This is a genomic window from Aminobacter sp. GW821-FHT11F06 (assembly GCF_058808215.1).
The window spans coordinates 198,860-223,072 of record NZ_JBXARL010000004.1; the positions used below are offsets into that span (position 1 = coordinate 198,860).

Annotated in this window: 22 protein-coding genes; 5 read left to right on the top strand and 17 right to left on the bottom strand. The window is 62.7% G+C overall.

What is annotated here, in order from left to right; all coding sequences use genetic code 11:
• Positions 1-6 precede the first annotated feature (6 nt).
• The 3 genes from AC1RTB_RS12380 to AC1RTB_RS12390 all read right to left on the bottom strand — a co-directional run bounded on the left by AC1RTB_RS12380 (position 7) and on the right by AC1RTB_RS12390 (position 2,788).
• Entirely contained in the window at positions 7-1,176 is a 1,170-nt protein-coding gene (locus AC1RTB_RS12380; RefSeq protein WP_492878662.1) for an ABC transporter substrate-binding protein, read from the bottom strand.
• A gap of 67 nt (positions 1,177-1,243) precedes the next feature.
• Positions 1,244-1,789, bottom strand: coding sequence for a 3-hydroxyanthranilate 3,4-dioxygenase (locus AC1RTB_RS12385; protein ID WP_109574143.1), 546 nt, complete (start codon positions 1,787-1,789; stop codon positions 1,244-1,246).
• Positions 1,790-1,828: 39 nt separating this feature from the next.
• Positions 1,829-2,788, bottom strand: a complete 960-nt coding sequence (locus AC1RTB_RS12390) for a dihydrodipicolinate synthase family protein (protein ID WP_492878660.1) — start codon at positions 2,786-2,788, stop codon at positions 1,829-1,831.
• A gap of 245 nt (positions 2,789-3,033) precedes the next feature.
• Here AC1RTB_RS12390 and AC1RTB_RS12395 point away from each other — a divergent pair, with 245 nt between their 5' ends.
• Complete coding sequence (locus AC1RTB_RS12395; RefSeq protein WP_492878659.1) at positions 3,034-3,945, top strand: LysR family transcriptional regulator; 912 nt, start codon at positions 3,034-3,036, stop codon at positions 3,943-3,945.
• Here the strand turns inward: AC1RTB_RS12395 and AC1RTB_RS12400 are convergent.
• The 3 genes from AC1RTB_RS12400 to AC1RTB_RS12410 are packed head-to-tail and all read right to left on the bottom strand — an operon-like array spanning position 3,942 to position 6,819.
• Positions 3,942-4,811, bottom strand: coding sequence for an alpha/beta hydrolase (locus AC1RTB_RS12400; protein WP_492878656.1), 870 nt, complete (start codon positions 4,809-4,811; stop codon positions 3,942-3,944). The genes AC1RTB_RS12395 and AC1RTB_RS12400 overlap by 4 nt on opposite strands.
• A gap of 12 nt (positions 4,812-4,823) precedes the next feature.
• The gene (locus AC1RTB_RS12405; RefSeq protein ID WP_492878654.1) at positions 4,824-5,612 is read right to left on the bottom strand and encodes an alpha/beta fold hydrolase; all 789 of its coding nucleotides are present in this window, start codon (positions 5,610-5,612) and stop codon (positions 4,824-4,826) included.
• A gap of 49 nt (positions 5,613-5,661) precedes the next feature.
• A complete protein-coding gene (locus AC1RTB_RS12410; protein ID WP_492878652.1) occupies positions 5,662-6,819 on the bottom strand; it encodes an FAD-dependent oxidoreductase in 1,158 nt (385 codons plus the stop codon).
• A 231-nt stretch (positions 6,820-7,050) separates the two neighbouring features.
• Here AC1RTB_RS12410 and AC1RTB_RS12415 point away from each other — a divergent pair, with 231 nt between their 5' ends.
• The 3 genes from AC1RTB_RS12415 (at position 7,051) to AC1RTB_RS12425 (ending at position 11,153) form a co-directional block, all read left to right on the top strand.
• The gene (locus AC1RTB_RS12415; RefSeq protein ID WP_492878650.1) at positions 7,051-7,977 is read left to right on the top strand and encodes a LysR family transcriptional regulator; all 927 of its coding nucleotides are present in this window, start codon (positions 7,051-7,053) and stop codon (positions 7,975-7,977) included.
• 336 nt (positions 7,978-8,313) lie between these two features.
• The gene (locus AC1RTB_RS12420; protein WP_492878648.1) at positions 8,314-9,489 is read left to right on the top strand and encodes an ABC transporter substrate-binding protein; all 1,176 of its coding nucleotides are present in this window, start codon (positions 8,314-8,316) and stop codon (positions 9,487-9,489) included.
• A gap of 197 nt (positions 9,490-9,686) precedes the next feature.
• Positions 9,687-11,153: a DUF1254 domain-containing protein gene (locus AC1RTB_RS12425; protein WP_492878646.1), complete on the top strand. Its 1,467-nt coding sequence runs from the start codon at positions 9,687-9,689 to the stop codon at positions 11,151-11,153.
• Positions 11,154-11,178: 25 nt separating this feature from the next.
• Here AC1RTB_RS12425 and AC1RTB_RS12430 read toward each other — a convergent pair whose 3' ends face one another.
• The 10 genes from AC1RTB_RS12430 to AC1RTB_RS12475 form a co-directional block, all read right to left on the bottom strand.
• A complete protein-coding gene (locus tag AC1RTB_RS12430; protein WP_492879020.1) occupies positions 11,179-11,949 on the bottom strand; it encodes an exodeoxyribonuclease III in 771 nt (256 codons plus the stop codon).
• Between the two features lie 4 nt (positions 11,950-11,953).
• A complete protein-coding gene (locus AC1RTB_RS12435; RefSeq protein WP_492878645.1) occupies positions 11,954-12,592 on the bottom strand; it encodes an alpha/beta hydrolase family protein in 639 nt (212 codons plus the stop codon).
• Positions 12,593-13,681, bottom strand: a complete 1,089-nt coding sequence (locus tag AC1RTB_RS12440; RefSeq protein WP_492878643.1) for a tetratricopeptide repeat protein — start codon at positions 13,679-13,681, stop codon at positions 12,593-12,595.
• Positions 13,678-14,550 (bottom strand): non-homologous end joining protein Ku, encoded by an 873-nt coding sequence (ku, locus tag AC1RTB_RS12445; RefSeq protein WP_492878641.1) that lies wholly within the window; start codon positions 14,548-14,550, stop codon positions 13,678-13,680. The genes AC1RTB_RS12440 and ku overlap by 4 nt, the downstream gene beginning before the upstream one ends.
• A gap of 40 nt (positions 14,551-14,590) precedes the next feature.
• The gene (gene ligD / locus AC1RTB_RS12450) at positions 14,591-17,050 is read right to left on the bottom strand and encodes a DNA ligase D (protein ID WP_492878639.1); all 2,460 of its coding nucleotides are present in this window, start codon (positions 17,048-17,050) and stop codon (positions 14,591-14,593) included.
• A gap of 6 nt (positions 17,051-17,056) precedes the next feature.
• Positions 17,057-17,293 (bottom strand): hypothetical protein, encoded by a 237-nt coding sequence (locus AC1RTB_RS12455; protein WP_492878638.1) that lies wholly within the window; start codon positions 17,291-17,293, stop codon positions 17,057-17,059.
• A 311-nt stretch (positions 17,294-17,604) separates the two neighbouring features.
• Positions 17,605-18,417, bottom strand: coding sequence for an SDR family NAD(P)-dependent oxidoreductase (locus AC1RTB_RS12460; protein ID WP_492878636.1), 813 nt, complete (start codon positions 18,415-18,417; stop codon positions 17,605-17,607).
• Positions 18,418-18,437: 20 nt separating this feature from the next.
• The gene (locus tag AC1RTB_RS12465) at positions 18,438-19,178 is read right to left on the bottom strand and encodes an SDR family NAD(P)-dependent oxidoreductase (protein ID WP_492878635.1); all 741 of its coding nucleotides are present in this window, start codon (positions 19,176-19,178) and stop codon (positions 18,438-18,440) included.
• A gap of 132 nt (positions 19,179-19,310) precedes the next feature.
• Complete coding sequence (locus AC1RTB_RS12470) at positions 19,311-20,666, bottom strand: MFS transporter (RefSeq protein WP_492878633.1); 1,356 nt, start codon at positions 20,664-20,666, stop codon at positions 19,311-19,313.
• A 36-nt stretch (positions 20,667-20,702) separates the two neighbouring features.
• Entirely contained in the window at positions 20,703-21,635 is a 933-nt protein-coding gene (locus tag AC1RTB_RS12475) for an alpha/beta hydrolase (RefSeq protein ID WP_492878631.1), read from the bottom strand.
• 223 nt (positions 21,636-21,858) lie between these two features.
• Between AC1RTB_RS12475 and AC1RTB_RS12480 the strand changes: the two genes are divergently transcribed.
• Positions 21,859-22,767, top strand: a complete 909-nt coding sequence (locus AC1RTB_RS12480) for a LysR family transcriptional regulator (RefSeq protein ID WP_492878629.1) — start codon at positions 21,859-21,861, stop codon at positions 22,765-22,767.
• Positions 22,768-22,816: 49 nt separating this feature from the next.
• Here AC1RTB_RS12480 and AC1RTB_RS12485 read toward each other — a convergent pair whose 3' ends face one another.
• Complete coding sequence (locus AC1RTB_RS12485; protein WP_492878627.1) at positions 22,817-24,193, bottom strand: amidohydrolase family protein; 1,377 nt, start codon at positions 24,191-24,193, stop codon at positions 22,817-22,819.
• Positions 24,194-24,213 lie beyond the last annotated feature (20 nt).

Consider the following 24,213-nt stretch of genomic DNA (forward strand, 5'->3'; position numbering starts at 1 on the left):
GCCGCCTCACATCCGGCATTCGCCAGCGAACGGATCGCCGTGGTTGGTCAGCAGCTTCTTGCGGGTTTTCAGCACCAGCTTGCCGGCGTCGTCACGCACCACCTGCATCGCGTACCAGTCCTGCACCGGATGCTGGTTGGCACCGAAGCTGAAGGAGCCGCGTGTGGTCTTGAACTCGGTCTTCAGCATGGCCTGGCGGAAGGCTTCGGTGTCTTCGACATCGCCTTCGGTCTGCTTGAGCGCCGAGGCTATGGCGAGTGCCGTGTCATAACCCTGCGCCGCATACATTGTCGGCGTGCGCTTGTAGGTCTCCTCGAACTTCTCCACGAACGCACGGTTGGTGTCGTTGTCGAGGTCAGTGTTCCAGGCGCCCGAGACATTCAGGCCCTCGGCGGCGTCGCCCACCGCCTTGAGGATGGCGTGGTCCATCGACGGTTCGGCGATGACCATCGGCACGGCGCCGAGCAGGCCCGACTGCTGATATTGGCGCAGGAAGGCGATACCGAGCCCGCCGGGCTGGAACTGAAACACCACGTCGGGGCTGGCCGCCTTGATCTGCGCCATCTCGGCGGCGAAATCGGTCTGGTCGAGGCGCGTATAGATCTCGCCCGCGATCTCACCCTTGAAGTAGCGCTTGAAGCCGGCGATGGCGTCCTTGCCCGCCTGATAATTCGGCGCCAGCACAAACGCCTTCTTGTAGCCAAGGTCGCTGGCGTTCTGGCCAGCACTGCCCTGCATCGTATCGGTCAGCCACGACAGGACGAAGTAGTTCGGATTGCAGCCCTTGCCGGCGAACTCCGAGGGACCCGCATTGGGGCTGACGAAAATAGCGCCCGCATCGACGATCTCGGGAACCGTGGCGCCCGCCACGTTGGAAAAGACGATGCCGGTGAACAGCTTGACGCCTTCGTCGTTGAGAAAACGGTCGGCGATCTGGCGGCCGCTGCCCGGCTTCAAGCCGTCATCTTCCACCAGTACCTTGACCGGGACACCGCCAAGCTTGCCGCCCTCCAGGTCGATGGCGAGCTGGAAGCCGTCGCGCACGTCCTGGCCGAGATAGCCCGCCGGGCCGGACAAGGTCGTGATCATGCCGATCTTGACCGGGTCCTGGGCGAGAGCGCTTGAGGCAAACAGCGACGCGGCCGCAAGGGCCAGAATGGAAGACTTCAGTTTCATGCCTTGGAAAATCCTGGGGTAAGGCGGCCCGCGCCATCGGGGCGGGCCATATCGACGTTCGAAGGAGCTAAAGCTTGACCCAGCCCTCAGGCGGGGCCTTGCCGGGATGGATCGAACCGCAGTTCGGGCAGGTGCGCGCCTTTTCGTCGGCGTAGAACGCCTGGTAGATCGGTGGCAGGTCGCGCACGATGCTCTTCAGCGAAACCTCGACGCGCTTGACCAGCGCGTTGCAGTCGAAGCAGTACCATTCGAAGGCATCAAGCAAACCGTCGTTGCGCTTGGGTTCGACGACGAGGCCGATCGAGCCTTCCTGCGGGCGCTGCGGCGAGTGGCGCACATGCGGGGGCAACAGGAAGATTTCGCCCTCGCGGATCGGCACGTCGTAGAAATTGCCGTTGTCCACCACCTTGAGCATCATGTCGCCCTTGAGCTGGTAGAAAAACTCCTCGACCGGATCGTCGTGATAGTCGGTGCGCTTGTTGGGGCCGCCGACCACGGTCACCATCATGTCGGCATCTTCCCAGATCTGCTGGTTGCCGACCGGCGGCTTGAGCAGGTGCTGGTGCTCGTCGATCCACTTGGAGAAGCTGAAGGCAGCTAGGCGTCTTGTCATTGTCATTCCTCCTGTTGGGCGGCGCGTCGATGGTAACTCTCAGGCGGTGGTCTTGAGACCACAATTTTCGAAGGCGGCGCGTGTCACGCGCTTCTCTTCTTCGGTGAGTTCGAGCAGCGGCGGACGAACCCTGCCACCCGTCTGGCCGAGCAATTCCTGCCAGTATTTCTGGTGCGAATGCGGCTTCTCGGCAGGCCGTGTATCCTTGAGCGCGGCACGCACCGGATCGAGGCTGTCGCGCACCGCGCGCGCCTTGTCGGCCTGGCCGGCGAAGGCCAGATCGGTGTACTGGCGCATGCGCGTGTCGTGCTTGGTCTGGATCAGGTAGGGTGGCGACGAGCAGAGATAAAGCTGCCAGTTGAGCTCCAGGATGTTGTCCAGCCATTCCTCTTCCGAGGCCGTGCTGACCAGGATGCGGTCGCCGGCAAGTGCGGTCAGTTCCTTGTACATCGGACGCGGCACCGAATACTTGATGGCGACGACGTTTTCGATGTCGGCGAGCTTGTTGCACAGCTCGGGGCTCATCAGATAGCCGCTGTCGGGATGGCTCCACAGGGCGATGCCGATATCCACCTTGTCGGCGATGGTGCGGTAGTAGTTGAGCAGCGTCTCGTCCTGCTGCTTGAAGAAATGCAGCACCGGCGCATGCACGACGATGTAGTCAGCACCGCATTTCTGCGCATGCCTGGCGAGGTCGATCACCACGTCCATGTTCTGGTCGGAGCACGACATGATGGTCTGGGCACGGCCGGCGCAGGCGTCGACGGCGAGGTCGAAGCTGCGCTTGCGCTCGTCCAGCGACATCGAGAAGAACTCGCCCTGCTTGCCGGCGATGAAGAAGCCGTCGATCTTGAGGTCTTCGATCCAGTGGTCGATATTGCCACGGAAGCCAGCCTCATCAATCGACAGGTCGTCCTTGAACGGCATCAGGCCGGCAGCCCAGATGCCCTTCATCGTCGCCCTGGAATAGGCCTTGGCATCTTTCTTCGTATATTTCATCGGTCATCCACCTGAGTGTCGTCGCCCGCACACTACCCTGCATGGCGAGCCAGATTCTTTCGCTGGTGAAAGCTATTCGAACGTTGCGCGCGCCAAATGGCACCCGTCACGTTCAAGAAATCCTCCACGCCCGCGCCGCATGCGCCAAGCCTTGCTCCCAACACAGAAAACACGGGCACCATCTATATAACAATCGTCATTCGTGTTATTAATTGAGACGAAATTCCGATAAATCTGGGCGCCTCGTGAAAATCACCATCAAGCAGATCGAGAGTTTTCTCGCCGTCGCCGATCTCGGCAATTTTTCGCGCGCCTCCGAGCGGCTGAACACCGCGCAGCCCGCACTTTCGCAAGCGATCAAGGATCTCGAGGCGGAGCTCGCCGTACGCCTGTTCGACCGCACGACGCGGCGTGTCGAACTCACCGACGCCGGGCGCGAATTCCGTCACTCCGCCGCCAAGGCGCTGGAGGAACTGGAGCACGCGATCGAAGGTGTGCATGAGCTGGCGGAACGGCGGCGCGGGCGCCTGCGCATCGCCGCACCGCCGTTGCTTGCCGCCGTGGTGCTGCCGCAGGCCATCGCCGACTTCCAGAAGCGTTATCCCGGCATAGTCGTCCAAATCGCCGACGTCGGCACCGAGCAGATCGTCGAAAGCGTCAGGAGCGGCAAGGCCGACTGCGGCCTCGGCACATTCTCGCCGGCCGAAGAAGGCATCGAGCGCTTGCCCCTGGTGCGCGACAGCCTGATGCTGTTTTGCGACGAGCGCAGCCCGTTCAGCAGCGCAACCTCGGTGTGCTGGCGCGAGCTGGGAGATCAGCCGCTGATCGCCTTGACCCGCGACAGCGGCATCCGGCTTTTGGTGGAAGTCGGTTTCGAAACGGTCGAGATCGCGCTCAAGCCGGTCTATGAGGTCACGCAGGTGACGACGGCCATCGCCCTGGTCGAAGCCGGCCTCGGCGTCGCCGTGCTGCCGACCTATGCGCTGGCTGCGGCGCGCTACCGCAAGGTCGTCGGCAAGCCTCTGACCGAGCCCAATATCTCGCGCGAAGTGGTGATGATCCACGCGACCGGCCGCTCGATCTCGCCGGCCGTTTCGGCTTTCGCCACAGTGGTGCGCCGCTATGCCCAGCTGCTGACGCCGCGCGAAACCGGCTAACCGTTGATGAGCTTGACCAGCGCCCGCGACAGCTCCGTGTCATCAGACGCAAGATCGAGCAGCACGTCGAAATGGTTGCGGCCGGCGACCTCAATCAGCTCGGAGGCAAAACCCGCCTCGCGCCAGAGCCGGTCATATTCGGTCGACTGGCGCTTGAAGCCGGCCGGCTCGCCATCGGCATAAGCGACGATGATCGGGCAGCCTACATCAGGAATGTTCGCCGCCGGGCTGAGTGCTTCGACCTCGGAAGCATCCAGCGACAGCCAATCCTGCACGAACGACCTGGCGATCGGCCCGAGATGAAACAGGCCGCTGATCGGCATCGCGCCCTTGATGACATTTTCGGGCACGCCGAATTGCTGGTGCCAGCCGCCGCTCAGCACAGCGCCCGTCAGATGCCCGCCAGCCGAACTTCCCCCGACAAAGATGCGGTCGGGGTCGATGCCATAGGCGCGTCCATTCCTGGCCAGGAAAGCGATTGCCGCGCGCACCTCGCGCACGATCTCCCCAAGCGTCACATCAGGCGCGAGCCTGTAGTCGACGACGGCGGTGGCGATGCCATGGCTCGCCAGCATCCCGGCCATGAAGGCTGAGTCATGCTTGGACAGCATGCGCCAGTAGCCGCCATGGATGAAGACAAACACCGGACGCAGGCCTTCGCCTGTGCCGTAGATGTCGATGGTCTGGCCGCTCTGCGCGTCGTAGACGACATCGAGATGCGTCGCGTGAGCACACATCTCCTCCGAGCGGCTGCGATAGTTGCGCATCGCAGCGTCGAACACCTCAGGGGTCACCGACCCGCGCGCGCCATAGTCACGGTCGATGATCTCTCGCGGCCAGTTGGCTTCTTCGGCAAGCACGCTCATGCGGGGGCGCTCCTACTTCACGAAGGCGCGGATGGTCTCGGCCACGACCTTCGGCTGTTCCAGCGTCGGGAAGTGTGTCTTGCCCGGCAGCTTGTTGGGCTTGTACCAGTCATTCTTTGCCGCAAAATCAAGCTGCGCTTGCGCGTATTCCGCCTCGAAGGGCTGCGAATAGATGTGGGTGATCGGGCGCTTTTCCTTCAGCGCCGCCATGCGCTGCATCGGGTTGCCCCACTTGCGGTAGGCCCTGGCGATCTCACGGCCCGATCGCGCCCACATCTCGAAGCTGTATTTGGCCATCTCTTCGTTGACGTGATTGATGATGTCCTGGTTGTCGGTATCGCCGATCCAGTAATTGAAGAAGTCGCCGCGGCCGTTTTCCCAGTTGGTGCGATCCTGGATGTGGTCGATCATCGAGAAGAACGCCTCATCAGGCGTCGTCTGGATCCAGTCAATCACCACCGAGCGCGGGATGCGCGCCACACCGAGGCGGTCGGTGATCTCGATATTGGCCCAGCCGCCATGCGAGGTCGAAACCGGCACCACTGTGTCGATCTTCATCTTGTCGAGGAAGGCGATGACATCGTCGGCCTGCTCGCTGGTGGTGAAGTCGCCGTCATGCGCGCGGTGCTCGCCATGGCCGCGCCAGTCGAGACGAATGACGCGGTTGGTGGTGGCGAGTTCGGGCACCAGCGTCTTGAACAGGCGGTGATCCTGGCACCAGCCCGACAAAAGCAGCAGCACCGGGCCTTCGCCGGTATCGTCATAAGAAAAAGTGTTGGCGCCGATCTCGATGGATTTCATGTGCGGACTCCAAAATTCCGAAGGCAAGCTTCGCCTGATATCAGTGGCTTCAGACCAGGGCTTTGGTCGCGGTCGGCGCATGGCGCGCCGTCTTCATGCGCTCGGCACCGATCTCGCGGCTCTTGCCGGTGATCTTCAAGACTTGCGAACGCACGTCGTCGGGCCAGAAATTCATGTCGCCAAGCCGCTCGGCCGTATCCTGCGTGTGCTCGGTCATCGGGCGTTCCAGCGCTTCCCAGGCTGCCAGCGACTGGACGACATCGGTGCCTTCATCGACGGCAGCGGCAAGGCCAAGGCCATTCATCAAGGCGCAGCCACCGCCCTGTCCGAGATAGGGCGGCATCGCATGCGCGGCATCGCCGAGGATGGCGACACGCCCCTTGCTCCACTGCTTGAGCTTGACCACCTCGAAGGCATCCCAGCGGCCGGCGTCGCCGAAACGGGCAACGAGATTGGCAAGATGCGGGAAGGATTCGCTCCACAGCTTGCGGTCGGCCGGAACCTTCAGCGCCGCCGCATCGTCGGCCGCGCAGCACAACGCGACATAGAGGTCCGTGGCGCTCGCCGGCGTATAGAGGATACGGCGCGTGCCGGTGAAATATTCGATGTAGCGCTCGCGGTCCTCGGCCGGAACGTCGCCATCGTCGCGCGAAATCAGCATGCGGATCGCGCCATAGCCGAGATGCTTGCGGTACATCATCAGGTCGAGCGAATCCCGGACCTTGGAATTGATGCCGTCGGCCCCGACGATCAGGTCGGCCCTGCGCTTCGAACCATCAGCGAGCAGCAGCTCGCCCTCAGGTGTCGCGCCCACCGCTTCCGAACTGGTGAGAATCTCGACGCCGCTCCTGCGGCAGGTATCGACAAGCGAATTGATCAGCGTCTCGCGCAGGATGGTGATCAGCCTGGCATCGCCCGGGCCGTTGATCGGAATTTCTTCCATCGTCGTGTTGTTGTGGTCGCGGGTGTGGAACTGCGGGCCGATATGCGCGCCGACCACGGCCTCGTCGTAGGCGCCAATCGCCTGAAGCACGCGCAGGCCGTTGCTCCAGATATAGATGCCCGCACCGAAGGTCCTGAGCGTCGGCGCGCGCTCATGCACCGTCACCGACCAGCCACGCTGGGCTAATGCCGCGGCCGTGGTCAGGCCGCCAATTCCCGCGCCTGCGATTTCCGCGCGGCGTCCGGCTCCGGTTTTCTGCATCATGTTGTGGATTTCCTCCCCGTACGGCAGGTCCTGCCGACGTTTGCGGCGAGGCCGCGACCAGGCGACCTCAGGCCAAAATACCTCCAGGCACCGGCAACGTTGCTCGCGCCGCCAGCGCCTCCTCATGGCAAGGTCCCAGCGAATGGAAATTCAAACAAGTGAATTCTCTGGATATTTCTATGAGGATTTGGAATATCAACCACATTTGTCATTTGGGAGGATGATGCCGCGATGAAGCTTGTCACCAGCCGCCTGACCATCCGCCATCTGCGCATGGTCGTGGCCATCGTCGAGGAAGGCAACCTCGTGCGCGCGGCCAAGCGGCTGAATATGACCCAGTCGGCCGTCACCAAGGCGCTGCAGGAGATCGAGGCCCTCACCAAGGCGAGGCTTTTCGACCGCACCAATCGCGGCGTCGTGCCGACGATGTTCGGCGACACCCTGGCCGAGCACGCCCGTCTCGTCATCACCCAGCTTGCCCATGCCGAGGAGCATCTCGCCGACCTGCGCGACGGCACCGGCGGTCGTGTCGCCATCGGCACGCTGCTTTCGGCCTCGGCCGAATTACTGCCAACGGCCATCGCCCGCCTGCGCAAGGACCGGCCCAAGCTGGTGGTCAAGATCGTCGAGGGCACCAATGACGTGCTCATCCCCGCCTTGCGCGCCGGCGAACTCGACATGGTGGTCGGGCGCCTGTCCGAGCAACGCGACCGGCTCAATGTCGTGCAGGAAGTGCTGATGGACGACATCGCCTGCGTTGTAGCCCGCCGCGGCCATCCGCTCGCCGAGCGCAAGCATGTCAGCCTGGCCGACCTCATCGGCTGGGAGTGGATCCTCCCACCGCAGGAAACCAGCCTGCGTCGCCAGATCGACATCGCCTTTCGCGAGGAGGGGCTTGAGCCGCCACCGCATGCGGTGGATTCCGTATCGCTTTTGACCAACCGTGGGCTTTTGATCGACGCCGACTATCTCGGCGTCTTTCCCGCCCAGGTCGCCCGCCGCGAGGCCGCATCCGGCGCCATCACCATCTTGCCGGTGACATTGCGCGCCACCGCCATGCCGATCGGCATCACCACCCGCACAAATGCCCGTCTGTCGCCCGCCGCCGAGGTGCTTGTCGAGACCCTGCGCCGCACCGCCCGCGACCTCGCGCAATGACGCATTAGCAATCAGCAAGCAGCCGATATTCCCACTCGTCATGTCTGGGCGACGAGTTTTCCATTTACCGCGCCTGCGATTGCGCCAAGTTTTGGCGTTGGACAACACCGTGGAGGAGCAGCGTGTTGTGCCTGCGATCTCTGGACCGGTGCCAAGGCCGGCGCGTCAGCGCCAATCGTCCTTGCGCCGGACAAAGTGCCTGATCGCGCGCATCGCTGCGACCTCCTCGTTTTATTTCGTCTGCTGGCCGCAAAGGTGCTGCGCAAAACCGTGATCGATAGACGCGGCAGCCGCACCGGACCGGTCAGGGAACATTCACCGGGAGGGACTGACCTGATGCATTTCAAGGGAATTTTGTCGGCTGCATTTCTGGCGCTGACTGTAAGTGCGGCCTACGCTGAAGACCCGCTCAAGATCGGCATGATCACCACGCTTTCGGGTCCGGCCGGCTATCTCGGCCAGGACATCCGCGACGGCTTCCAGCTTGCCATCGACGCCAACAAGGGCCAGCTCGGCGGCAAGTCTGTCGAACTGGTGGTCGAAGACGACTCGCTGAAGCCCGGCAACGCCAAGCAGATCGCCGACAAGATGTTGTCCGAGCAGGGCATCAAGCTGTTCACCGGCATGGTCTTCGCCAATGTCGCTTTCGCCGCCCTGCCCGACATTCTGGACGCCGACGCCATCTATGTCAGCGCCAACACGGCCTCCGCAACCTTTGCCGGCAAGGAATGCCACCCCAATTATTTCGTCAGCTCCTGGCAGGACGACAGCCAGGGCGAAAGCGCTGGCGCGCTCGCCCAGTCACTCGGCTACAAGAAGGCCTTCCTGATCGCGCCGAACTACCAGGCCGGCAAGGAAACGATGGGCGCCTTCAAGCGCTTCTACAAGGGCGAGGTTGTCGGTGAGACCTATACCGGCCTCGACCAGACCGATTTCGCCGCCGAGATGGCGCAGATCCGCGCCGCCAAGCCCGACGTCGTCTATGAGTTCGAGCCCGGCGGCCTCGGCATCGCCTTCATGCGCCAGTACCAGCAGGCCGGCCTGCTCAAGGAGATCCCGATGGTCGTCCATCCGGCCTCGCTCGACCAGGTCATCGTCCAGGCTGTCGGCGACGCGGCCGCCGGCGTCAAGGTCACCAGCCACTGGAACGACGATTTCGACAATCCGGTCAACAAGGCCTTTGTCGAGGCATGGCGCGCCAAGTTCGGCGACCGTCCGATCACCTACTACGCCGCGCAAGGCTATGACGCAGCACTGCTGATCGGCACGGGCCTCGAAAAATCGGGCGTCGACGACCTGCCTGCCTTCCGCAAGGCGTTGCTGACCTCGGAAATCCCTTCGGTACGCGGCTCGTTCAAGCTCGGTCCCAACCAGCATCCGGTGCAGGATTGGTATTCGCTCCGGGCGGAGAAGGGCGCAGACGGCAAGATGGTGCTCAAGACCGACTCCAAGGTGCTGACCGCGCACAGCGACAGCTACGCCGCCGATTGCAAGATGCCGGCAGCCAACTGACGCCAAGACAACGAGCGGACAATCCGGGCGGCGCCTCGTGCGCCGCCCGTTTTGTTTGACGCGCAAGGATACGCTAACCATGGAGCGACGAATGAATACTCAAGAGTGAGAAGCAGACACCGGCCCAACCGTCTTGGCTGGCGAGCAGTTCGGGGCCGTGTTACCAACGCAGTGCTATAACATCTTGCGGAGACATCATGAGATCGTGCACTCCAACTGAAAGTGCGCTTGCTCGGCGCTCTCGTTCCAGGATTGGCGATTGGGCGCGTGCCCGGCTCTTCGCCGCAGGTCTGGCCGCCATCGCCGCCGCCAGCCCCGCAGCGGTTCACGCGCAGTCCCTCGCTCCGGAAGAGGCGCGCGCCATCGCCAAGGAAGCCACCATCTACGGCTTCCCGCTGGTCGACAATTACCGCATCCAGCATTCCTATTTCGTCGACACCAGCGGCCCCGAATTCAAGGCGCCGTGGAACACGCTCAACAATATTGCCCGGGTCTACACCCCCGACGACAAGGCGATCCAGACGCCCAACTCGGACACGCCCTATTCATTCCTGGGCGCGGATCTGAGAGCGGAGCCTCTGGTACTTACCGTGCCTGCCATCGACAAGGAGCGCTACTACTCGCTCCAGTTCATCGACCAGTACACCTTCAATTTTGCCTATGTCGGCAGCCGCGCCACAGGCAGCGATGCAGGCAGCTTCCTGCTGGCCGGCCCGAACTGGAAAGGCGAAACACCTCCTGGCATCAAGAGCGTGATCCGGTCTGAAACCGAGTTCGCTTTCGTCATCTACCGCACGCAGCTGTTCAATCCCGGCGACATCGACAACGTCAAGAAAATCCAGGCCGACTACAAGATCGAGCCGCTGTCGAAGTTCCTCGGCCTGCCAGCGCCGGCAGCCGCACCGGCCATCGACTTCATCAAGCCGCTTGCCGTCGAGGAGGAGAAGACCTCGCCGGAGTTCTTCAACGCCCTGAATTTCGTCTTGCAGTTCGCGCCGACGAACCCTGCCGAAACCGACATTATGGCGCGCTTCGCCAAGCTCGACATCGGTGGGGACAAGACCTTCGATTTCAAGGCGTTTCCCCCCGAGACACAAAAGGCGATCACCGACGGCATGGCCGATGCCTGGGCGGCGTTCAAGGAACACAAGGCGACGCAGCTCGACACCGGCAAGGAGTCCAGCGCCGATGCTTTCGGAACCCGGGAATTCCTGCATGGCGACTACATGGCGCGGATGTCGGGTGCGGTGCTCGGCATCTACGGCAATTCGAAGGACGAGGCGATCTATCCAGCCTATTTCACCGACGCGGATGGCAAGCCGACAAGCGGCGCCAACCGATACACGCTTCGCTTCGGTGCCAACGAGCTGCCACCGGTCAACGCCTTCTGGTCGCTCACACTTTATGAGTTGCCGTCCAGCCTCCTCTCAGCCAATCCGCTCAACCGCTACCTGATCAATTCGCCGATGCTGCCCAACCTCAAGAAGGACGCCGACGGCGGTGTCACGCTGTACATCCAAAACGCCTCCCCGGGCGCCGACAAGGAAAGCAACTGGCTGCCGACGCCAAAAGGCCCGTTCTTCGCGGTGATGCGGCTTTATTGGCCGAAACCGGAGGCGCTGGACGGCAAATGGAAAGCCCCGGCGCTGCAGCACGTCAACTGAACACCATGCGGTGAACTGAACCGTCCTATTTCGCGCTGATCCACACCGGGGCGTGGTCGCTCGCATCGTCGCGGCCACGCACCTCGCGATCCACGCCCGCACCGGTCAGGCGCTTGGCCATCTTCTTGCTCAAAAGCAGGTGGTCGAGCCTGAGGCCGGCGTCGCGCGGCCACCGGTTCCGCCGGTAGTCCCAGAAGGTGTAGACAGTCTCGGTGGGAAATGTCTTGCGGATGGCGTCGGTCCAGCCCTGGTCCAGCAGTTGCTGGAATGCGGTGCGGCTCTCGGGCTGAACCAGCGCATTGCCGTCATAAGATTTGGTCGGATAGACGTCTCTTGGCTCCGGCGCGATGTTGAAGTCGCCGGCCAGGACGGCGGGAACGTCGGCCGCCAAAAGCGTCGCCGCATGCGCGTTGAGCCGCGCGTGCCAGGCCAGCTTGTAGTCGAATTTCGGCCCCGGCTGCGGGTTGCCGTTCGGCGCATAGAGCGAGGCGATCAGCACGCCATTGACCGCCGCCTCGACGTAGCGGCTTTGGCCGTCACTCGGATCGCCAGGCAATTCCATCCGCGTCGGGATCGGCTCGGTGTCGCGCGCAAGGATCGCCACGCCGTTCCAGGTCGACTGTCCCAGCCACACCGCGCCATAACCGGCCGCCTCGATGGCCGAACGCGGCAACTGCCTGTCAGCCGCCTTCAACTCCTGAAGGCACACCACGTCGGGTTTAGCTTCCTTCAGCCACGCCAGCAGGTTTTCGAGCCGGCGGTTGACGTTGTTGATGTTGAAGGTGGCGATCTTCATCCGATCAGGCGAGCCGCGCGGCCCAGTCCGAAACGGCATCGCCCAGCGTCTTCAGATGGTCGGCGGCCGAGAAACCCGAGATGCTCTTGCGCGGCTTGAGATCATGGTCGCCATCTTCGAGCCACAGCAGCTCGATGCTGTCCGACAGTTCATAGTTGGGAACCTCCTCCAGCGTGCCGAACTCGTCGCGCGTGCCTTGCACGATCAGCGTCGGCGTCTTGAGCGCTGCAAGATGCCTTGTGCGCAGCTGCGCGGGCTTGGCCGGCGGATGGAACGGATAGCCCAGGCACAGCAGTCCGACGATCCTGCCCGAGGCAAACAGCTCGTCGGCGACCATGCTGGCAACGCGCCCGCCCATCGATTTGCCGCCGATGATCAGCGCACCCTTGGCGCCGAGTTGCTCGATCGCTTGCTTATATTCGGGGTTCAACGTCTCCGCCCGTGGCGGCGGCTTGCGTCCGGCTTCGGTGCGCCGCGCCGCCATGTAGCCGAATTCGAACCGGGCCACGCGAAAGCCGGCATCCGCAAGTGCTGTGGTCGTCGCCGTCATCGACGCCGAATCCATCGGCGCGCCCGCACCATGGGCCAACATAACGGTGACCGGTGCATCTTCGGAACCGTCGAATAGAAAGTTCACGCCCATCTAGCTTGCCGTTCGTTCCCTGAGGTGGAGGTCGGCATACTGGATGCCCTTGGCGGCGGTCTTCGCCCATTCCGAGGTGGCGTCGAGTTCGAGGTAGAGCGACCACCAGCGCCGCGCTTCGGCAAGGTCGCCGGCCTCATATTCGAGGTTGGCGAGATTGAACACGGCATCCGCATAAGACGGGTCGAGCGCCACCGCTTTCTTGAGATGCCGCCGCGCCGTATGCGCCTTGCCTTCAGCTGAAAACAGGCCGGCGAGGTTGAACCAGGCCTCGACGAATTTCGGGTCGAGCTTGATCGCCCTGAGGTAAGTCTGCATTGCTTCCTGATTGTGGCCTGCCGCGCGCAAACTGTTTGCCCGGTTGAACGCAGCGACACTGTCGCTCGGATCGGCAGCCAGGCAGCGCGCATAAAGTGCCGCGGCCTCGACGTAGCGACCACCCTCCTCCGCTTCTTCGGCACGTGTGAACATGTCTTCGATCTCCGCATCGCTGGTTCGTTCGAGCGGCAACAGCCGCTGTCCGTCCAGTTCGGCAAGATCCGCACCGAGGCGCGCGTAGATCGTGTCCTTGCCGTCGGCATGCAGCGACATGGCGCTCAGCGAGGCCACGGCACCCGAGCGGCGAACCGACCTGGCGATGGCGCTCCACGTCGCGCCTCCAGCCAGCAGCCCGGCATATTTCCGGGCGAGGATCAGATCGCGAAACGCATAGGGCTCATGATCGCTTTCAAAGGCGTCGAACAGCGACAGGAAGTCGAAGGCGCGCGGTGCGATGCGCGACTGCTCGATCAGCGACAGCCTGGTCATCTCGGCACCCTCGACCCCGTCCAGCAGGTCGAGCATCCGCAGGAAGCCGTTCTCGCTGAGCACCGGACGTCCCGAGGCCGATGCCGCATTGATCCGGGCCTCCAGCTGGGCCTCGTCGAACTTGCCGAGCAATGTCCGGCCGAGCACGACATGCGTCGTGCGTCGCGTGACGCCGTGCTGCAACTCGCCGCCTTGGCGAGCGACCTCACGCACACCGAGCCGCCTCGGAAAAGCGGCGAGCGCACCAACCAGGCCAAAGATTTTCCCGGCAACCTCCGTCACTTCTTGCTCTTCGCCGCCTTGCCGCCGGCAACGGCGGTCAGCTTGGCCGCCGGCTTCTCGGCCGGTTCGGCCTTGGTCTTGCTCTTGGCCGGCGGCTTGGCCTGGCCAAGGCTGGCCTTCAGCGCATCCATCAGGTTGATGACATTGCCGCGTTCGGGTGCCGCCGCGATGATCGGCTTGTGCCCCTTCAGCTTCTCCTTGATCATCTTCATCAAGGCGATCTCGTAGCGGTCCTCGTAGTTCTTCGGATCGAACGTCGTCAGCTTCTGCTTGATCAGCGCCTCGGCGAGTTCAAGCATTTCGGGATCGGGATTGCCGGCGGGGATGTTGCCGAAATATTCAGCCGTGCCCCGCACTTCGCTCGGGTTGCGCAGCGTGCAGACAAACATGCCGTTTTCGCGTGCCCCGATGGTCACCACCCGTTCACGGCTCGACAGCACGAGGCGGGCGATGGCGAGCTTGCCCGACTTGCGCAGCGCCTCGCGCAGCACCGAAAACGTCTCTTCGGCCATCGCGCCATCGGGCGCCAGGTAATAGGGCGCGTCCTGGTAGATCACGTCGACGGAATCCTCATCGACGAAGGCTTCGATATTCATCGTGTGGTTGGATTCGATCTTGACGCTGTCGATGTCGGCTTCGTCGATGACAACATATCTCTTGTCTTCGTATTCGTAGCCCTTGACGAGATCGGAGCGCTCGACAAGGCCAAGCTCCGGATCGACTGGTTTCATGTTGATCCGGTTATGCGTGTCCTTGTGCAGCTGATTGAAGCTGATGCGCTCGCTCGTGCTGGTCGCCGGGTACAGCCGTACCGGGCAGCTGACCAGGCTGAGCTTCAGATATCCCTTCCAACTTGCCCTTGGTGCCATGCTTGTCTCCTACGCGACACAATTCAAGACATACTCTTGGTCAAGACTTACTCTTGGCGATGACCTCAGCCGGCAAGTCCCGGGCATGATCAGCAATATCCGCCCAAGGATCGCCTGACTTGGCCACAAGTCCGGGAAGCGAAGAATAGTTCAAATCGGCGGGAGCGTCGATGGACTCGAGATCCGACCAACTGAGCGGGGTCGACGCCGGCATGTTGGTGCGGGCGCGAAGGCTGTAGGGTGCCGCCGCCGTGGCGCTGCGGGCATTGCGATGGAAATCGATGAAGATACGCTTCTTGCGGTTGTCCTTGCCCATCACGGTGGTGAAAGTCTGCGGCGCGGTCGCCGCAATTTGCGACGAAATCAGGCTGCTTGCCTGATGGAATGGCTTCCAGCCGAGCTTGCCCGTCGTCGGCACGACAACATGGATGCCGCTGCCGCCAGACGTCTTGACGAACGGCACCAACCCCATCTTGGTGAGCTCGTCGCGGACATGCACGGCCGCCTCGACAACCTCGCGCCAGCCGATGCCTTCGCCCGGATCGAGGTCGAAGACGATCCGGTCCGGCTTGTCCAGGCGCTTGCGAAGCGCACCCCAGACATGGAACTCGACAACGCCGAACTGAGCCAGCGCCAGATAGCCCTTGGCATCTTCGACCGAAATGTAGGTCTTAACCTCGTCGTCCGAGTTCTTTGTGTCGAAAGAAGCAATGGTTGCCGGCATGCCCTTGAAGGCATGGCGTTGAAAGAAGCAGTCCTTCGGTTGGCCGGTCGGACAGCGAAACAGCGAAACCGGCCGACCCATGATATGCGGCAGCATGAAATCGCCGACGGCGGCATAATAGACTGCGATATCGAGCTTGGTCGGTCCGGACTTTCCCAAAACCCGGCGTGTCGGATTGGTGATCGAAATGGCGGCAAGGTCGGCATCGGTGATCAGCCGCTTGCGCGGCGCCTGCGGCGCTTCCGAAAGCTCGGCCTCGCGCAGGCCCTTGAACACCGCGTGACGCAAGGCATTGTCGGTGGTGCGATTGGCGTAGTGGATGCGGGCATTGAGCACGGGCCGCACAGGGATGACCTCCTTTGGCGCTCCATCGAGCTTTGCCGCGCCCTCGCGCAGACCTTCCAGCCGGTGCAGCAATGTCACCAACGTCTCAGCGTCGAAGCCGGTTCCCACCTTGCCGCGATAGTGCAGCTCGCCATCGACCCATTCGCCAAGCGCAAGTGCCGCCAGCCCCTCGGCCGCTTCCGATGTTGTGTAGCCCGCAATGTAGAAATCGCCCCGCTCCAGCGCCTTGGTCTTGGTCCAGCTATGCGAGCGCCCGGAGGTGTAGTGCGCCGAAATCCGTTTCGACACGATGCCTTCAAGCCCCATATCGGTTGCCTGGTCATAGAGCCCCTGGCCGTCGCCCTCGACGTGGTCGCTGAGCTGAAGTGCCGATTGCGCGTGGACATGGCCGGCGAGCAGCTGCTCCAGCATGCCCTTGCGCTTGTCGAGCGTAACCTTGCTCAGGTCCCACCCGTTGAGGTGGACAAGATCGAAGGCGTAAAACACCAAAAGCTCGTCGTGTCCGCTGGCAAGCGCGTCCTGCAGCGCGGCAAAACGGCTGATGCCCTTGTCGTCGAGCACGACGATCTCGCCATCGATGACGGCGTCGTTGCAAGGCAGGCCGCGAAAGGCCGACGCCAGCTGGCCGTAGCGTTTCGTCCAGTCGATGCCGCTGCGGGTGATCAGCTTCGCTGTCCCCTCAGTCAGATGCACCATGGTGCGATAGCCGTCGAACTTGATCTCGTGCAGCCACCCTTTTTCCGATGGCGGCTTCGGCGTGGCGGTCGCGAGCTGCGGTTCGATCCGCGCCGGCATAGGCCCCCTTGCGGCACCGGCCAATTTGCCGGGCTTGAGATCACCAGGTTTCGAAGGCGGCCTTTTCGCTGGTGCAGCCAGTTCCTCGATGCGACGTCCTGACTTCACGCTTTCGGGCCGCGCTTCGAGAATATCGACGCTCTCGTCGGCAGCAGGATCATGCTCCTTGAACAGCAGCCAGTTGCGCTTGTCGTCGCCGGGTTTCGGCTTCAGCCGCGCCAGCATCCAGCCGCCCTTGAGCTTTTCGCCCCACAGCCGGAACTTGAAGGCGCCCTTCTCAAGCGACGTCCGGGCATCCTCCATCGGCGCCCACACGCCGGCATCCCACACGATCATCGGCCCGCCGCCATATTCGCCTTCAGGGATCAGGCCCTCGAAGTCGATGTAATCAAGCGGGTGGTCCTCGGTCTCGACGGCCAACCGCTTGTCCGCAGGGTTGAGCGAGGGCCCGCGCGGCACAGCCCAGCTCTTCAGCACGCCGTCGAGTTCGAGGCGCAGATCGTAGTGGTCGGCGGTGGCATGATGCTTGTGCACGACAAAGCGGTTGCCTTCGTCGGCCTGCTCGACGCCGCGCGGCTCGCGCGTCTTGGTGAAATCGCGCTTTTGCCGGTAGCTGCGAAGCTTTTCCGCCGCCATCCCGGCCTAACGCGCCACGTCGTCAGGCGCGGGCTCCAGTTCCAGCTCTGTGGGGGTCGCACCGGCCATCAGCCTGTCGAGCAAGGCGTCGTTGACGTCGTAATACTGACCGGAAACCAGCACGCGGGAAACTGTCTGCCCGTCGCCGCGAAACAGCCTGGAACTGACAAAAACCTTGTGCCGGCCAAGCGCATCGGCAACGGCTCTGCGCTTCCTGATCTGGTTGGCAACCGGTGTACGCATAGGCCCAAGGCTCCACGCAACGCTGCCTAACTATCCCTCAAAGTGCGAAATTGATCAATGCGCGCGATTCGCGCGCCGTCGCAGGCCGGTTCCATATGATCGCACGCGCGCCGAACCGCACCCGTGCCGCGTGCTCGGAGGACGAGGGTCTCTTCGGCAGAAAATGCAGACGGCCAAATGCCGGTCCGGCGATGGCCGCGGCCACACATTGTCCGTTGAAGTGGAAAATGGCGCAAGGCAGCGCCGCCGCGTCCCCCGATGACGACACATGGCGCCACCGGGCAAATCGCCACGACCGCTCCGTCCCCCTGTCAAAGGTTTCCGGTGGCCTTGCCTATGCGCCAATAGATGCCGCCGCCGGTCATGCCGCCATCGACCGGCAGGTCCGCGCCGGTAATGAACGATGCCTCCGGTCCAAGCAGGAATAGCACCGCTGCGGCAATTTCATCAGGATCGGCGCCGCGCGACAGCAAGGTCGCCTCGCGGTTGCCTTCGTAGAACTGCTTGGCACGCTCGGCATCGTGTTCAGCGTTCGGGCGCATGGTCATCGGCGTTTCCACCAATCCGGGGCAGATGGAATTGACCCGGATGCCACGGTCCGCCAGTTCCAGCGCTGCCGCGCGGGTCAGCCCAAGCAGGCCCCATTTGCTGGCGCAATATGCCGCGCTGAAATAGCCGATCAGCCCTGCGGTCGACGAGATGTTCACGATCGAGCCGCCGCGCTGCATCAAGGGCGCCAGGGCCCTTATGGCTAGGAACGCGCCGTTGAGATTGATGCCGATCAGCCGGTCCCATTCCTCCGGTGTGGTCTGGGTCAACGTCTTGCGCAAAGTGATGCCGGCATTGTTGACGAGCCCGTAAAGCTCAACGCCGTCCGCTTCGATGCGCGCGGCAAGTCTGGCCCAGCTTTCGGCCTGGGCCACATCAGCCTGTTCGACAACCAGCCGGTCCTGCCACTCAGCGGTTGCGGCCCGCAATTCACTCCAGCTTTCGTCGGTTTCCGGAAGCACATCGAGCGCGTAGACGGTCGCGCCGGCACGCAGCAGCCGGATGACCTCGGCTGCCCCTTGCCCGCGCGCGCCTCCGCTGACGACGGCAGCTTTGCCAGTCCAATATTCCTGCATCAAATCGCTCCTCTGGATCATCAAGCCTTGGAGGCTCCGCCATCGACAGCGATGACGTGGCCGGTGACGTAAGACGACACGGTCGATGAAAGGTAGAGCACCGTGTTCGCGATCTCTTGCGGCTCGCCGAGCCTGCCTGCTGGGATTTTCGCCAGATAGGCCTGGTAGGTTGCCGGATCGCCATGCATCCAGCTGCTCATCGGAGTCTCGATGAAGCCTGGCGCGATCGCGTTGACGCGAATACCCAGATGGCCCCATTCGAGCGCCAGGCATTGCGTCAGATGGGCAACACCGGCCTTGGCGGAGGCATAGTCGGCGCAGTTCGGACGGGCCTTGATGCCGGCATAGCTGGAAAGGTTGATGATCGAGCCACTGCCCTGCTTCGCCATCTGCCGGGCAGCCGCCTGCGCGCCAAAAAACGTACCCTGCAGATTGACCGCGATGGTCTTGAGCCAGTCCTCCAGCTCCAGTTCCAAAGAGTCGCACCGCTTCAGCATGCCGGCGTTGTTGACCCAGATGTCCAGTTGGCCATAGCGCGCGGCCACATCTTCGACCAGAGCGCGGACAGCCGTCACATCCGTGACATCAAGCGCCAGGAATTCGGTGTTGTCGGGCACAGTGTCGGGCTTGTGCATGTCGGTCATGACGACACGCACTCCCTGGGCTGCCAACGACTCGACGGTGCTGCGACCTATGCCGCCATTGGCGCCGGTGACGACAGCGACCTTGCCGGCGAGATCAGAAAACGTGGTGGTGTTCATCAGTGAATAGTCCTGTGTTTTTGCCAATATTTCCGCGCGGCGACGCGCCCGGCCAAACCCGGCAAGGCATGCTGGTCTCGCGAGGATAGGTGTTTGGGCGAGGTCCCGGCGCGTGTCGGGACCTCGGATGCTTCAGGCGCGTTTTCTGGCGCTATCCGGCATCAAGCCGGATCCGCTCGGCAGGGGAGCGCCTTTGCGCAGGCCGGGAACGGTGATGTCATTGAGGTCGACACCGGCAGTCTCGCGGATCATCAGGGATGCGACACAGGCGACCAATCCCAGCACCATGATGTAGCCCATGTAGACGTGGCCGAAGCCTATCGAGTTGAGCCAGGTGTTGAGATAGGGAGCTGTGCCACCGAAGATGGCGACGGACAGCGAGGACACGAACCCGACGCCGCGAGCGCGCGCATGTGTCGGCACCTGTTCGGCGAGCAGGGCGGGGAAGATGGCGGCAAGCAGTGCCCACGAGCCGAGCCCCATCAACTGGGCGACAAACAGGGTCCACGGCTGGTCCGTGACGACCTGGGAGATCGGGATCGTAAAGACGATGACCGACAGCCCCCACGCCATCACCATCGGCTTGCGGCCGAAGCGATCGGAAAGCAACCCGCACACCGGCAGCCACAAGACACAGACGATCTGCGCCAACAGGGAGGCGAAGTAGGCGCCCGAAGGATCCATGCCATGGGTGGCGATCGCCGTTGCAGGCGCAAATGTCACCCATGTGTAGTAGGCGGCGTTGGACGCAGCGCCAAGCATCACGATGTTGAGGGCGATCCTTGCGGCCTGCCATCCGGTGATCTCGACCTTGATATGCCTGGCTTCGGCGGCGGCATTTTCTTCGAAGACCGAAGATTCCGCAGCGCTACGGCGCAGGAACAAGGCATACACGCCCAGAAGCGCTCCAACGGCAAAACCTGCCCGCCAACCCCAGCTTTCCATCGCCTCGGTGCCGAGCACGCTGGTCAGCAGCGCCGCGAGCGCCGTTGCAGCCATCACGCCGATGGTGACGCTGACGAAGACGCTGCTTGACCAGAACCCGCGGCGTTCCTTCGGAGCGATCTCCGCGACATAGGCAAAAGCCACGCCCGATTCACCGCCATGCGCCAGTCCCTGCAGCAGCCGGACGACAAAAAGCAGTACGGACGCACCGACACCGATCTGCTGGTAGGACGGTATCAGGGCGATGCCGAGACTGGTCAGCGCCAGCAGGCTCATGGTCATGATGAGTGTGAGTTTTCGGCCGTAGCGGTCGCCGATGGCCCCGAAGACCCAGCCACCGACGGGCCGGGCAATAAAGCCGCCGGCGAAGACCGCCAATGTGGCGAGCAAGGCCGACGCCCTGTCCGAATTGTCGAAGAGATTCATGGCAAGGTATACGGAAAAGATCCCGTAAAGTGTCCAGTCGAACCATTCGAGCGCATTGCCGATGGAAACGGCCCTCAGCGACTTCAGCCGCTGCTGCCGGTCGGTTATTTGTGTCATCGAAATTCCTCCCTCGAAAAATATCTGGCGTCGCGCTTAAAGCAGATGCTCGGAAAACCACTCCGCCGCCGCCGTGCTCGTCTTGTCGAAATGCTCGCGATAGACGGCGTAGTGGCCGCCCTGCACCAGCATCAGTTTCTTTGGATGATGGGCCTCGCTGAAGGCATCCTGCTGCAGGTCGGTGGGCGTCAGCGCGTCGTTGTCGGCGGCGATCAGCAGCAAGGGCGTCGGCGCGATGCGCTTGATGTAGACGCCGGGCTCGTAGGTGCGCGCCAGTTCCAGCGAGCGAAGCGTGATTTCGTTCACCCAGCTCGGGCAACGCGCGGCCTCGGTGCTCATATAGTTGTAGGAATCCGCTTCCGGATACGCCACCGCGGCGGTCGGATCCTTGTCGACCGTGCGGATCGTGGCGGGGGCGGCACCTGCAAAGCGTGCTTCGCGATCAGCCTCGAAAGCCGCGCGCAGCCGCGCCGCCTTCTCGCCGCTCGCACGGCGCTGTGCCGCCTTGAAGCCGCTGATGGTCGGCACCTGGCTGACGACACATTTCACCCGCTTGTCGACCGCCGCCACGTAGAGCGCATGGCCGCCGCTGTAGCTCGATCCCCAGATGCCGACGCGTTCGCGATCGATCTCGGGACGGGTGCGGACATAGGATATCGCGGCACGGAAATCTTCGACCTGGCGGTAAGGATCGATCTCCTGTCGGGGGCTGCCTTCGCTCTTTCCGAGATTGCGGAAGTCGAAGGTCAGGGCTGCCAGGCCTGCGTTGACGATGACCGCCGCATAATCCTCCAGGTCGCCGCCAGCCACCATTCCCCAGCCATGCGCCAGAACCACGACCGGCAGCGACTTCGCTTGCCCATCAGGCAGGTAGAACGTGCCGCGTATCAGGCTGCCGTCCACGGCGAACTCGATTGGCTCTGCCGATCCATTGAGGCTTACGCCTGCGTGCGATGAGCTTTGTTGCATGTTGTCTGTCCCAGGAAAGCGCATATCCGCGAATTTCGGGAACAGCTCTCATGGCCAGCGCCATTCGATCAAGCCGCATTTTACGCCTGATTGATCGTATATTCCGATTGATGTATGGTCGCGCCCAAGCGCACCATCCGCTGACGAGGCGGAAAAATGCCTGCTGGCTTCGTCGGCCACACAGGGTTTCCATATAATTATCCGATTGATAATAGTGGGTTTTATGATGGAGCTACGTCAGCTCGAATGTTTTCTCGCAGTCGCCCAGGAATTGCATTTCGGCCGCGCCGCCGAGCGGCTCTCGATGAGCCAGTCATCCGTCTCGGAAACGATCAAATCCTTGGAACGCGCCATAGGAGCACCGGTTTTTGATCGCACCAGCCGCCGTGTGTCTCTGACCCCGCTCGGCGAGAACCTCAAACGTGGCAGCGAGCCCGCCATCATCGCGCTGCGCGCCACCTACCAGGATTGCAAGCGCCAGGCTGCCGGCAAGATGCGCCGGCTGAAGATCGGGTTTTTAGGTGGCGGCTTTTATGAACTCCACACGGCGCTGATTGCGGAGTTTGGCGACAAGCACCGCGATGTCGAACTCGAATTCGTCGAATTGACCTATTTCAATCACTTCTCGGCGGTGATCGACGGCACGGTGGATGCGGGATTTTGTCGCCTGCCGCTCGGCACGGATGCACTGCACAGCGGCCCAATCGTCATGCGCGATCAGCGCATGCTGTGCGTACCGCATGATCATCCCTTCACGCAGTTTGCACTGCTGGACCCTGAACGGCTGATCGAAGAAAAACTGGTGCGTATAACGCCGGGATCCACGCCTGACGAATGGGACAATTTTCATTTTCCCAAACATACCCCCCAAGGCCGGCCGATTGACCAGGGACCTGTGGTCCGCACCATTCGCGAGGCGATCTCCGCGGTCGGCGCAGGACAAGGACTTGTCATGCTGACCAAACGGGCTGCGAACTACTATGCGACACCAGGCATCAGCTTCGTCGAGATAGACCTTCCCCCAACGCCCTCGGCCTTGGTGTGGCGGCGCAATGATATCCGCCCCATCGTTCAAGACCTCAATGCGACGCTCGTGCGCATCGCCAAGCGCTACGGCACCATGCCGTCATGAAATCACTGGTCCGGTTGGAGCCAAGTTGCCCGTGTGCGACTGCGCAGGTTCAGGCCGGCACGAGATGGAAACCTGCCTCCCGCTGGATACGGCGCGCCGCCGCAGCGACTTCGTGACGACGCCGGTCAAGCACATCTTGTGCGAAGAGGAGCCTGCCGGCGCGCTTGCGCAGGACACCGTCGATGATGACGGTGTCGACATTGCCCGGATGCGATTGCTCAACGATGGCGTGGATTGCGTCATGAACCGGCCAGATGTTCATATCGTCGGCGCGAAGCATCACGATATCGGCCTTCTTGCCGGGGGTCAGCGAACCGGTGCGATCCCCCAGCCCCATCGCCTTGGCGCCACCGATCGTTGCCCAGCGGAGTGCTTCACGACTGGATACCGGCATCCGTTCGTGCGGCGGTTCGTCCTTCATCCGGCGTGAGCGGTGTTCGTTGTTGCGTTCGAAAATCAGGGCCGCCTGCATTTCGCGCTGCATGCCGCCTGAGGCCAGGATTTCCGTGTCGACGCCGAGCGAGGGCGTGATCCCGGCGGCGCGGCAACGGCCGATGACTGTCGGCGCCGCGTAGCTGTGCAATTCCACGAGCGATGTCGCCGTAAAGGTGAGGCCATGATCGGCAAGCAGCTTGAATTCGTCCTCCTCGAGGAAATTGCAATGAACGGCGTTCTGGCCACGGGCCAGGAGGCCTTCTTCGGCCAGCCGCCAGTATCCTTCCGGCGTCACCCGCTTGCTCCTAGGTCTTGTGAAATGCGACGACATCCATACGTCGTACTCAAGCGCCATGCGGTAATTGGCGATGGACGCCTCGATCGTGCCGAAGTCGGGACCGAGAATGCCCAGCCCCAGGGTGACGCGCGCATCGTTGCTCGCCAGCCGATGCTTGCGCAGCGCATCGACCCGCTCGCGCGGATGCAGCCTCTGTTCCGGCGGCACGGATGAGCGCTGGTGAATGGGCGCGACGCCGTCGCCGTGAACGAAAATGGCGCGAACGCCTGATTCCTCCAGTCCGTCGAGCGACCGCTCCGCCATCTCCAGCGACGTCAGGTTGTGGCAATAGTCGGCGAGCGTCGTGACGCCCATGTCGATCTGGTTCAGCGCCCCCAGGAGATTGCCGAGGTAGTTGTCTTCGGGCGTGAAGCGCGTCGACATATCGGCATACATCAAAGGAAAATATTCGCCTCTCAGCCACTCGGAGCCGAGGCTGCGCATCAGCGACTGGAACAGGTGGACATGCGCGTTGACCATGCCGGGCATGACGATCATCCGGCTGGCGTCGATGACATCGTCGCACGCGGCATCCAGGGATTTGCCGACCGCCACGATCCGGTCAGCCTCGACCAGGAGTTCCGCATCCTTCAACTCGCCGATGGCCTCGTCCATCGAGACCAGCCATCCGCACTTGATGAGGGTTCGCTTCATTGCTCTGCTCCGAAGAATGT